This window comes from Nostoc sp. (genome assembly GCF_036919555.1).
GTDB lineage: Bacteria > Cyanobacteriota > Cyanobacteriia > Cyanobacteriales > Nostocaceae > Nostoc.
In genome coordinates, this window is sequence record NZ_JBALCS010000120.1 from 1 (window position 1) to 11,369 (window position 11,369).

An 11,369-nucleotide genomic window follows, 5' to 3' on the forward strand; every position below is an offset into this window, starting at 1 on the left:
TTGTTATTAGAAAATAATCGCGCGATCGCTTCATATACAAAAGCTCTAGAATTCAGAAATGGCAAAAGTTTTCGGAGAGTGACAGAAGAGGGGTAAGTAGGTAAGCATAATTAAACCTAACTATATTAACTTATGTAAAGTACTAAAAAGGCTTTAAATATAAGCTTTTAAGCGATTTACATTTCATAATTTAGTTGTATTTTTTAACGCCCACCTACTTACATCGTTATACAGCGTGTTGACGATACCACTCAATAGTATTCTTTAGCCCTTCCTCAAAGCTTACCTGAGCAGTGAAATTAAAGGCTTGCCTTGCCCGTTCAGTATCTAAACAACGGCGGGGTTGACCATTAGGCTGGTCAGTTTGCCAAACAATTTCACCATTAAACTCCATCAATTCGCAGATTAGAGTTACTAAATTAAGGATAGATATTTCATCACCCGTTCCCAAGTTAACTGGTTCAGATTCGTTATAGAATTGAGTCCCCATAACAATCCCCCTCGCTGCATCTTCTGAATACAGAAACTCACGCGTAGGACTGCCATCACCCCAAACTGGAAGTTGCTTTTCTCCTTTAATTTGGGCTTCGTGAACTTTCCGAACTAATGCTGGAATAACGTGGGAACTTCCAGGGTCAAAGTTATCTTCTGGGCCATATAAATTTACTGGCAGTAAATAAATCCCATTAAAACCATACTGCTGGCGATAAGATTGCAATTGGACTAAAAGTGCTTTTTTAGCAATTCCGTAGGGGGCGTTGGTTTCCTCTGGGTAGCCATTCCAAAGATCATCTTCTTTAAATGGCACTGGGGTAAATTTAGGATAGGCGCAGATTGTCCCAACACATACAAATTTTTCTACTTCAGCTTGATAGGCAGCGTGAATTAGCTGGGTTCCCATGATCAAATTATCGTAGAACAACTCTGCGGGTTTTTCGCGGTTCAGACCGATGCCACCGACATGAGCTGCTAGGTGAATAATTATGTCTTGCTGGTCAACTGCACGTTGGCTATTTTCCCAAACACGCAAATCGCAATCGCGCGATCGCACTATTGTAATCTTCTCACGATCAGCCCCTGCTTTACACAGTTGATCTATCACCTGACGACCTAGAAACCCCGACCCACCAGTGACGAGAATACGTTGATTTTTTAGTTCTAAGGCGGTCATATTTTTATCCTCTGTGGTGCGAATCAGAAGTGCAAAGCACCCAGTTCTAGACGAGTAGTAGCAATATCATGTGGAAATTGCGAACCATTTCCATTAGGTGAAGTGTGACCCAATGCTTGTAAGTCTGCTTCTACCATTAGGGAAACTAGTTCTTCAAAGGTTACTGATGTTGTCCAGCCCAACTTCTGGCGTGCTTTGCTAGAATCGCCAATCAACAACTCTACCTCAGATGGACGGAGGTAACGCTCATCAAACTCTACATAATCTTGCCAATTGAGATTCACATAACTAAATGCCAGTTCCAAAAACTCCCGTACCGAGTGAGTTTCACCAGTAGAAATTACGTAATCCTCTGGCTGGTCTTTCTGCAACATCAACCACATGGCTTTGACGTAATCTTTCGCATAGCCCCAATCTCGCTTGGCATCTAGATTACCCATATAAATTTTTTTCTGCTTACCAGCAACGATACCAGCAACTGCTCTAGTAATTTTGCGGGTTACAAAGGTTTCACCCCGTCGTGGTGACTCGTGGTTAAAAAGTATGCCGTTACAAGCAAACAAACCATAAGACTCACGATAATTTACAGTTTGCCAGTGGGCGTAAACTTTTGCACAGGCATAGGGACTGCGCGGATAAAAGGGCGTTGTCTCAGTTTGAGGTATTGCTTGTACTAAACCGTACATTTCTGAAGAACCCGCCTGGTAAAATCGCACCTGAATTCCGGTACGCTGTTGGTAGTCCCGAATTGCTTCCAACAGACGCAGTGTACCCATTCCTACAGTATCCACCGTATATTCTGGTGAATCAAAGCTGACTCTGACATGGGATTGAGCGCCGAGGTTATAAATCTCTACTGGTTTGACATCTTCTAAAATACGCCGCAAGGTTGTACCATCGGTCAAGTCACCATAGTGCAGAAACAACCGCACTCCCTCTTTGTGGGGGTCTTCGTAAATGTGATCGATGCGGTCTGTGTTGAAGGTAGAAGTTCGGCGAATAATGCCATGAACCTCATAACCTTTTTCCAGCAAAAACTCAGTTAGATATGAACCATCTTGACCAGTAATACCAGTAATTAACGCTCGTTTTTCTTGCGTCATGCTCAATTATCCTTTATTGTCTTTGATTAAAAAGTTACAGGCGATTTGATACAACCTAGCAGCTAATTGCCGAATTGCCTAATGGGAAACCTACGAGTTATTGTGGTTATGATACTTTTTTAGTAAGTGAATATACTTGCTAAAAAATGAATTTAACACGTAAAGCAATATTAGATAGATGAAGATTGTTTAATTATGTATATTTTTTTGGATAAATATTCTTTTTGTGTATGTTGTTTTTTGTGAAAACTTCATATATCTCTGGTTTTGTGAAGACTGAATAAAATAGGATTTGAAATTAGACTTCTGGCAAAAATCAGAATATGAGCAAAACGAATCAAAAATCCACACTTAAAGAGGTCTGAGCTAAGTAGAAAGGCACAAATATAGATAACTATAAGAAAGATCAACAGTCAGTTTTACAGGTAGAATTTGGTACTTAGGGGCATTAACTGCCCCACAGAATCGACCCTAAGTAGTTACTCAGTATGCCCCGTTATTTTTAGGCAGAATCACCACATCAACAGTTTTCAAGATAATCCATAAATCAAGCCATAAATTCCTAAATTTGACATAATGCAGGTCTATTTGGACTCGCCGAGGGTAGGGAATGTCATTACGCCCAGACACCTGCCACAAACCAGTAATTCCTGGACGGATTGTTAAAATCTCATCAATGTGACAACCGTATTTTGGCAGTTCCTCTGCTACTAAGGGTCGGGGGCCGACTACACTCATGTCCCCTTTTAAAACGTTCCAGAACTGGGGAAATTCGTCTAAGCTGGTAATTCGCAAAAATCGACCAATTTTGGTAATCCGGGGATCTTGTTTCAGCTTAAAACTGCTCTCAAATTCTTGTCGCAACTGGGGGGATGTTTCCATCATTTGCACGAGGATTTCGTCCGCATTGCTCACCATTGTTCGGAATTTAATACAATTAAACGCTTTGTAATTTTTCCCTACCCGTTCGTGGACATAAAAAATTGGACCTTCTGAACTGAAAGCAATCAGCAAGGCCAAAATTAAGTAGACGGGGAAGAACAAAATTAACACTGACAGCGAAAACACTATATCGAACAGTCGCTTGGCAAACTCTCCGTTTAAACCCTGAAAAGAGAAACCTTTGGGTTTAACTTTTGGGGTCTTTGTTTTTTGACCGCGTTTTAAGAAAGTACGCGTAGACGCTCTAGTGTCTTGCTGTAGGCCTCGCTTGCCGGAGAGGAGTGAGCTCTGGGCAGTCATCATACTCCTTAATAATCCACACCACACATAGTCCCAATATTAAAGCCAAAATGAGGTGCTTCTGGGGGGAAATTGCCAAAAGCCTAAAAAAATAAGAGATTAACCAAGACCATCATTGCAAAAACGGTCTTTTTTCGTTGCACTTGTTTACAAAATCTAGATAACGATCTGCAAAGATTTGCGGTGAAAACTGCGCGGCGTGCGATCGCATATACTCGGAACTGAATAAACCCTCATACATTTCAAACTTTTCTACTGCCTCCACCAAAGCTGCCTCTGTTTGCGTTCTGAAAAATATACCTGTCCCTGTATCCACATCAGAGCGGATATCTCGCACTGTTTCTAGAGCACCTCCTGCACCATAGGCAATCACTGGCGTGCCACAGGCTTGTGCTTCCACTAGGGCAATACCAAAATCTTCACAAGCTGCATACACAAAAGCCTTAGCCCTAGACATATATTTTTTTACCACATTATCGGGTTGCCATCCCAGTATTTGGATATTGGAGTTTGCCATCTCACGAATCTTTATCATTTCATCTCCTGTACCAATTACTACTAATGGTCGTTTTAGTTGATTAAAAGCGTTGACAATCAACGATACTTGCTTGTAACTCACTAACCGGGAAACTATCAGGTAAAAGTCTTCTTTCTCAGATAGAAATGGAAATTCCGCAATATTTACTGGTGGGTAAATGACTGTTGCTTCTCGCCGATAGCAACGCCAAATCCGCCGAGCTGTATGCTGGGAGTTAGCAATGAAGTAATCAACGCGATTGGCACTCAATACATCCCACTGGCGCAAACGATGTAATATATATCGCGTCACCCACCCAGGCAAACCACTACCCAGTTTGCTGTGGCGTAGATAATCAAAGGTCAAGTCCCAGGCATAGCGCATAGGGCTGTGACAGTAGCAAATATGCATCTGTTCTGGAGTGGTAAGAATTCCTTTGGCAACAGCATGGGATGAAGACAGAATTACATCATAATGCCGCAAATCCAGTTGTTCAATTGCCAAAGGCCACAAAGGCAAGTATTTTTGTATACCGTCCTGGGCATAGGGAAAGTGCTGGAGAAAGGTCTTGCCAATCTGACGCTTGTATAAATAACTTTCTCTATTGCTGGATTCAAAATCGATGAGAGCATATAAATCAGCATCAATGTGATTCAAAATTTCTCGGACAACGAGTTCTGAACCACCGGTGGCTTTAGGTGTCAGCCACTCATGAACTAGAGCATATTTCAAGGGCACAGCTAACTTGAATAAATGGAAAATACTTAGGCAACTTGATGACGTTAAATGAAAAGTTTCCCCTTGTGATTAATTAACAGGAAGCGTCCCAGATTAGCACAGAAGACGCAATCTTTCCCTCAGAGGTTCCAGATGGATGATAACCTCAGATTGGGGCATTGAGTATTGGGCATTGGGCATGGGGCATTGGGCATTGGGCATTGGTTATTCTCCTTGTCTGGCTTGTCTTCTTCTTCTCCTACTCCCTAGTTCCCACTCCCTACTGCTTTGACGACAACTGATATAGAAAGGGTGAATTTATGCGAATTCTAATTATGGGTGGTACTCGGTTCATTGGTGTGTATTTGACTCAACTACTAGTGGAACAAGGACACGAGGTGGTGCTGTTCAATCGTGGGAATCGGCCAGCACCTCCTTTAGAGGGAGTAGGACAAATTATAGGCGATCGCACGGATGCTACCCAATTAAAAGCAAAATTATCGCCAGAAAATTTTGATGTCATTTTTGACAATAATGGGCGGGAACTGACTGATACTCAACCACTAGCAGAGATTTTTCAAGACCGAGTGCAACATTTTGTGTATATGAGTTCTGCGGGGGTGTATCTCAAATCTGACCAATTGCCCCATGTAGAAGGTGATCTGGTAGATCCCAAAAGTCGCCATAAGGGTAAACATGAAACAGAAGCTTATTTGACTCAATTGGGATTGCCCTTTACTTCTATTCGTCCTACTTATATTTACGGACCTCGTAATTATAATGAGTTGGAAAGTTGGTTTTTTGACAGAATTGTGCGCGATCGCCCCATTCCCATCCCTGGAAATGGCTTGCATATCACACAGCTAGGTCATGTAAAAGACTTAGCACGGGCAATGACTCAGGTTTTGGGTAATGAACAGGCAATAGGAGAGATTTATAATATATCTGGCGATCGCTTTGTCACTTTTGATGGTTTAGCCCGTGCTAGTGCTGTAGCGGCTGGTAAATCACCCGATGCTGTAAAAATCGTCCATTACGACCCGAAAAAGTTTGATTTCGGCAAGCGCAAAGCTTTTCCGATGCGAGTGCAGCATTTCTTTGCTTCGGTGAATAAAGCGCAAACAGAATTAAACTGGCATCCTGAATATAATTTGATTTCTGGGTTACAAGACTCTCTGGAAAATGATTATTTGGCTAATGCAAAAGACAAAGCCGAAGTAGATTTTTCTGTAGATGAGGAGATTTTACAAGTTGTTTAACAACAAGATTCCCGACTTGTCTAAAAAGTTGGGAATCTGAACCTTAGCCAAAAGGAAGAGTTTTTCTTTTACCTGGGGAAGACACAATTCATCGCATTTTTAGTTGAATACAAATTTAAACCTCACCCCCAACCCCTCTCCTTAGTAAGGAGAGGGGAGTGTTTGCTTCAGCAAATACGGGGTGAGGTTCAGACTGTATTGCAGTGAAGTGAGAACCGCTATATAAGGCAGACGTTTTTTAACGCATTGCGTCAATTCCACTGAAATTGCTTTCTGTAAATAGTGTTGTTAATTGGTAAAATGAACAAGTTGCAATATCCACTCCAGAATGTTCTAGAAGCGCGTGCCCGCTTAGGTGAAGGCCCCATCTGGGACTCTACCCAAAACCTACTGTACTGGGTCGATATTTATAACCATCGGGTGCATCAGTTCAATCCTACCACAGGGAAAAACTGCTTTTTTGATGTGGGAGATGTCGTAGGTGCGATCGCAACAGCAGGTGCAGATAGATTAATTATGGCGTTACGTCATCACCTGGCATTCCTCAACACCCAGACAGGTGAAGTTAACCCGATTTTGGAAATTGAAGGAAATCTACCAAATAACCGTCTCAATGAGGGGAAATGTGACTCTCAAGGCCGTTTCTGGTTCGGTTCAACGTGTTCTTTGGAAAAACCCCAGGCTAGCCTATATCGCTATGACATTGATGGTTCATTGCATATTATGGAAATAGGATTAACTATCTCTAATGGTCTGGGGTGGAGTCCTGACGAAAAGACGTTTTACTTGACAGATTCCCCCCAGCAAAAAATATACGCTTACGACTTTAATTCAGTAACAGGAAACATTAGTAATCGCCGTACTTTTGTTGATTTAACTAATGAATCTTTTTACCCAGATGGGTTGACAATAGACAGTGAAGGACATATCTGGTCAGTGATGTGGGATGGATGGTGTGTGATTCGTTTCAACGCCAAGGGTGAAGAGATATTGCGGATAAAGTTACCTGTGCAATTGCCAACTAGCTGTACTTTTGGCGGTGAGGATTTACAAACACTTTATATTACCACTGCTTCAGTTGGACTCAGCCAATCAGAGATCGAAAAAAGTTTCTACTCTGGTGATTTGTTTGCTCTCCAAACTGATGTGACTGGATTACCTACTTATAGCTTTTCCTAATCAAATGAGGTACATCATAGCCCCCTCCTCGCTTGCTTTTAGGCAGGGTGGTTTCATACGAAGAAAGAAAAATACATAAGTCTTGATTCTCGTTTTGTGACATGGCTTTTTACCCCACTTCCATTCCTCTCCCCGAAGCGGAGAGAGGCTTTGAAACTCAGTTTGATTTTTTCTCTGCTTGTATGAAACCACCCTGCTCCTAGCTTGCTCTTAGGGGGTTGGGGGTGGGGTTCTTATACCTCACTCAACTGAGAACCGCTATATGATTTTTAGGAATTATATAGCAATCCTATAGCGGCTCTCAATTGCGTCAAATACAGGTAAGCATAGGGCGTGCCTCTACCATGTGTTGCATCCAGGGGAATTTTTGCTCTTGTTTATTCTCTCCAGAGTGCCACTTGCTGTTTGAGTTCTCTCATATCTAAATAATCGCTAGCAAAAGCTTTTCGTAAAAGTGGATGAGGAATAAATTGATCATACTTTTGAATTCCCGGTGCTTCTGAAGTACTGACTAAATCTTCTGGGCTAATTCTTTGCTCACACAATGAAGCAATTTCACGATAAAGATATTTAAATTTATCCTTGCCTAATTTAATTGTTAAATAATAAGGATTTACTCCGCCAATACTTGTAATTTCTAACGATTCTCGACAGTAGGAGTTGAGTAATCTCTCTAAGGTGCGATAAGCAACCGTACCCATCCAGGGAAAAATACAGCATTTACCTTTTTCCAATTGCAAGATATTTTGTTTATTTAATCCAACCTGCTGCACCAATTGGCGAACTTTATGTAAACGTTGCGAAGCATTTTTTTGCAAGTAACTATACTCGACATTTTCAAATAAAACTTGCTGCATTCGTTGTAAAACTTTGGTATGAATAGTGCCACCACTACCACGCCAATAAATACTAGCTTTACCCTCGGCTTGTTTAACAAAAATAGCCTTATTTTTAAAGTCAACTTCTACGACTTCCCAACTTCTGCCAGCTAAAGCAAATTGATTGCCAACAGGAGGCGGCGTGACGATACTGCCAATTTCCGTTGCACCTTGTTTAACAATATATTCTTGCTGTTCAGCAAAGACAGCATAAAACTGAAATTTTCTCACAACCTTTTCTCCTGCCAAACCCAAGATTAATTTACCTTGTTCAGTATGCTGAATATGACCAATATCAATTAGATAGCGGAGCAATAGTTGGAAATCTTCTTTGGAAATAGCAGCAAAGGGCGGCAGACTAAAAATTTGTTTAGCTAGGGCATTAGGTGAAATTTCCCCCGTTGCTGTTAAAATACTCATTGTTTGGTGATAAAGCAAACTCAAAGGATATTTAATCGGTCTGATTGGTTCAATCCATTGCTCCTCTAAATAAAGTTGAATAATAGCGATACACTGCAAGAGTTGCCAGGGTATTTGCTCTGGTAGAGAAGCTTCTGATAATGGTTTATCTTCGGCGCAGATAAAGCGCATATCGGCAGCTTCACCTCTTCTGCCACTACGTCCTAAACGCTGTAAAAAGCTAGCTACAGATAAGGGTGATTCTAACTGAATAACTCGCTCTAAATGACCAATATCTATGCCTAATTCTAAAGTTAGAGTGGCGGCGGTAACAGCTGGATTGTTGGGTTCACGCATCGCATTTTCAGCAGCTTGCCGCAAGCTAGCAGATATACTCCCATGATGCACATGATATATATCTGGTAGTCCTTGTTCTGTGGCAATTTGTCGCAAAGATGCTATTACAGATTCGGTACGCGTCCGATTATTAGCAAATATTAGGCATTTGCGAGATTTGCTGAGATTGAAAATATATTGTTCATCAGCTGTCGCCTCAGATTCATCTACTTCCTCAGTAAGATAAAAATATTCTACAGCTAGTTTGATTTGGCGTTTTATCCCGTCAACTTGCGGTGTAATCACTGGCTTATCTGTTCCAGAACTCAACCACTCTTCAGCTGTTGAGTAATCACCAATAGTTGCGGATAAACCAATACGGCGCGGTTGTTTTTGCGTCAACTTTGCTAAACGTTGTAATTGGCAAATAATTTGACAACCGCGTTCTGAACCCATAAAGGTATGAATTTCATCAATAATGACAAATCTTAAATCACCAAATAAACGAAGGAGGTCGTTATTTTTGTTGATTAACAAACTTTCTAGAGATTCTGGTGTAATTTGTAGAATGCCTTGAGGATTCTTTAAAAGCTTGTTTTTTCGAGTTTGAGAAACATCACCGTGCCAGTGCCAAACTGGAATATCTGCTTCTTTGAGTAAGTGGTTGAGGCGCTCATATTGATCATTAATTAAAGCTTTGATTGGACTAATATATAATGCCCCGATAGTTGCAGCCGGGTTAGCATGTAATAGAGTCAAAATTGGCAGAAAGGCTGCTTCTGTTTTACCCGCAGCAGTTGCAGCAGTAACTAGCAAGTGAGCATCAGTGTCAAATATAACTTGACAAGCGGCAATTTGAACTGGTCGCAATTCAGTCCACTGGTGATGATAAATATATTCTTGGATAAAGGGTGCAAGTCGGCTAAAGGCATCGCTCATATTTTTTATGAATAATTAGAACAGGTAATGAATTGACTACTAAATTATTACTGATTATTTATTACACCGATAAAGTTGAAATAATATCATATTATGGCGGTTGCCAGATGCATGAAGTACATATCAAAACCTCACCCCCAACCCCTCTCCTTATTAAGGAGAGGGGAGATGAAGTATAGCTTTATCGGGGTGAGGTTAACAGTACCTGACTAGATTAGAAAACGCTATAGGCGACGTGAGCATTGTGGATTTTGAAAAATTTTGTCGATTTCTCCTCCTATTGACTCAAGGCAGATTAACATCTGTCAGTCAAACTGAAGTAATAGGGGTAAGTATATAATCAGACAAAAACCATGAAGAAGTATAAGGAAATTTTACGTGTCATCCTTGCTATATCCATCATTGTGGTTGGAGTGACACACTTTGTTATTCCAGAACCCTATGTCAAAATTATGCCGCCGCAACTACCTTACCCTTTAGGATTAGTTTATCTCAGTGGCTTTTATGAAATTTTGGGTGGTATAGGCTTATTAGTCCCGCCTGTAAGTCAAGCTGCTGCTTGGGGACTTATTGCTCTTTTTATTGCGGTTTTCCCTGCCAATATCAACATGGCGGTTAATCATATTCAGCTAGAACATATACCAAACTCACCTTGGGTACACGTAGTCAGACTTCCCTTTCAAGCAGTTTTAATTGTTTGGGCTTGGTGGTATACGAAATCTTCTGATTGGGAAAAACAAGCTTCTATCATTCCCAAATCACTCATTCCCAAAGGACTAAAATTGAAATGAGTGCGTTTTTTATATCTGAATCATGCGCGTTGCAACTTTATTTGGGATAACACTCTCGTTAGCAATAAGTATTGCAGGAGTTGCCGTGACGGTGACTCAAGCAGTGCAGCTCAGAGATGGTACTGTCTACTTTGTCCAACCGCCAAAACTTGTTAAAGCGACAACTACTTACAAAGATGTGAATGTTTGGGGCGGGACTTATTATTTTACTATTAATTTGCCGGAAAATGCTGGAGAATCCCTCCAGAGGGTAACGATCGCACAGAGGGAGGGAGTAGAAAACATCGACTACAATCTTAATGATACCCGCGCATTTGTGGGAACAAGCGATCGCAAAGAAATGCGACTAAAATTAGGCTCAGTCACAAACGAGCGCGAGACACGCACGGTTACTGTGAACTTTGACCCGCCTGTAACTCCGGGACAGACAATTACAATCGCCCTCCGCCCTGTGAGTAATCCCAGCTTTTCTGGTGTCTACTTATTGGGTGTGACAGCGTTCCCAGTGGGTGAGAAATCCCACGGTCAATTTCTTGGCTTTGGACGGTTTCAGTTTTACAGCAATAGGTGAAGCTGGTTTCCATAGGGTGCATTACGTAAATCCTATGAACAACGCAAGTTTGTGTAATCACGACAGCTTACAACAGAATTCAAGTATTTGAACCACATCTGTCGTAAGGGCACAGCATTGCTGTGCCCCTACCGCGTGGTCTATTTACCTGAAAATAGCTGTAATCTCATTAAGAGGATGTCTGAGAAGTAAGAAAGCCCACGTAACGGTATCCTGTCAGTAGAAAAAATACTTAAGTATGACAGCGTTATGAGAGCTATGAACCCA

At 41.3% G+C, this 11,369-nt stretch carries 9 protein-coding genes; 4 read left to right on the forward strand and 5 right to left on the reverse strand.

Translation table 11 applies throughout. The annotated features are described in order from the left end of the window. Positions 1–226 precede the first annotated feature (226 nt). From V7K36_RS32240 to V7K36_RS32255, 4 genes are all read right to left on the reverse strand, one after another. Complete coding sequence (locus tag V7K36_RS32240; RefSeq protein ID WP_335121936.1) at positions 227–1,171, reverse strand: GDP-L-fucose synthase family protein; 945 nt, start codon at positions 1,169–1,171, stop codon at positions 227–229. A 23-nt stretch (positions 1,172–1,194) separates the two neighbouring features. Continuing rightward, positions 1,195–2,274: a GDP-mannose 4,6-dehydratase gene (gene gmd, locus V7K36_RS32245; RefSeq protein ID WP_335121938.1), complete on the reverse strand. Its 1,080-nt coding sequence runs from the start codon at positions 2,272–2,274 to the stop codon at positions 1,195–1,197. A 483-nt stretch (positions 2,275–2,757) separates the two neighbouring features. Continuing rightward, positions 2,758–3,516, reverse strand: coding sequence for a sugar transferase (locus V7K36_RS32250; RefSeq protein WP_334830428.1), 759 nt, complete (start codon positions 3,514–3,516; stop codon positions 2,758–2,760). 112 nt (positions 3,517–3,628) lie between these two features. Continuing rightward, positions 3,629–4,771, reverse strand: coding sequence for a glycosyltransferase (locus V7K36_RS32255; protein WP_335121940.1), 1,143 nt, complete (start codon positions 4,769–4,771; stop codon positions 3,629–3,631). A gap of 299 nt (positions 4,772–5,070) precedes the next feature. On the opposite strand from V7K36_RS32255, the gene V7K36_RS32260 reads away from it, so the two are divergent. Both V7K36_RS32260 and V7K36_RS32265 read left to right on the forward strand, forming a co-directional pair. Next, positions 5,071–6,009 carry an NAD-dependent epimerase/dehydratase family protein gene (locus tag V7K36_RS32260; protein ID WP_335121942.1) on the forward strand — a complete coding sequence of 313 codons (939 nt, stop codon included), beginning with the start codon at positions 5,071–5,073 and terminating at the stop codon, positions 6,007–6,009. A 300-nt stretch (positions 6,010–6,309) separates the two neighbouring features. Next, entirely contained in the window at positions 6,310–7,188 is an 879-nt protein-coding gene (locus tag V7K36_RS32265; RefSeq protein WP_335121944.1) for an SMP-30/gluconolactonase/LRE family protein, read from the forward strand. 377 nt (positions 7,189–7,565) lie between these two features. Here the strand turns inward: V7K36_RS32265 and V7K36_RS32270 are convergent, their stop codons facing one another. Beyond that, positions 7,566–9,740 carry a DEAD/DEAH box helicase gene (locus V7K36_RS32270; RefSeq protein ID WP_335121945.1) on the reverse strand — a complete coding sequence of 725 codons (2,175 nt, stop codon included), beginning with the start codon at positions 9,738–9,740 and terminating at the stop codon, positions 7,566–7,568. 353 nt (positions 9,741–10,093) lie between these two features. Here V7K36_RS32270 and V7K36_RS32275 point away from each other — a divergent pair, with 353 nt between their 5' ends. Both V7K36_RS32275 and V7K36_RS32280 read left to right on the forward strand, forming a co-directional pair. Then, positions 10,094–10,531, forward strand: coding sequence for a DoxX family protein (locus V7K36_RS32275; protein WP_335121947.1), 438 nt, complete (start codon positions 10,094–10,096; stop codon positions 10,529–10,531). Between the two features lie 22 nt (positions 10,532–10,553). Continuing rightward, a complete protein-coding gene (locus V7K36_RS32280; protein ID WP_335121949.1) occupies positions 10,554–11,102 on the forward strand; it encodes a DUF2808 domain-containing protein in 549 nt (182 codons plus the stop codon). The last annotated feature ends 267 nt before the right edge of the window (positions 11,103–11,369 follow it).

Bases quoted from the DNA above. Each gene is read 5' to 3' on its own strand.
- V7K36_RS32240 (WP_335121936.1), bottom strand. From the start codon at position 1,171: ATGACCGCCTTAGAACTAAAAAATCAACGTATTCTCGTCACTGGTGGG.
- gmd (WP_335121938.1), bottom strand. From the start codon at position 2,274: ATGACGCAAGAAAAACGAGCGTTAATTACTGGTATTACTGGTCAAGAT.
- V7K36_RS32250 (WP_334830428.1), bottom strand. From the start codon at position 3,516: ATGACTGCCCAGAGCTCACTCCTCTCCGGCAAGCGAGGCCTACAGCAA.
- V7K36_RS32260 (WP_335121942.1), top strand. From the start codon at position 5,071: ATGCGAATTCTAATTATGGGTGGTACTCGGTTCATTGGTGTGTATTTG.
- V7K36_RS32265 (WP_335121944.1), top strand. From the start codon at position 6,310: ATGAACAAGTTGCAATATCCACTCCAGAATGTTCTAGAAGCGCGTGCC.
- V7K36_RS32270 (WP_335121945.1), bottom strand. From the start codon at position 9,740: ATGAGCGATGCCTTTAGCCGACTTGCACCCTTTATCCAAGAATATATT.
- V7K36_RS32275 (WP_335121947.1), top strand. From the start codon at position 10,094: ATGAAGAAGTATAAGGAAATTTTACGTGTCATCCTTGCTATATCCATC.
- V7K36_RS32280 (WP_335121949.1), top strand. From the start codon at position 10,554: ATGCGCGTTGCAACTTTATTTGGGATAACACTCTCGTTAGCAATAAGT.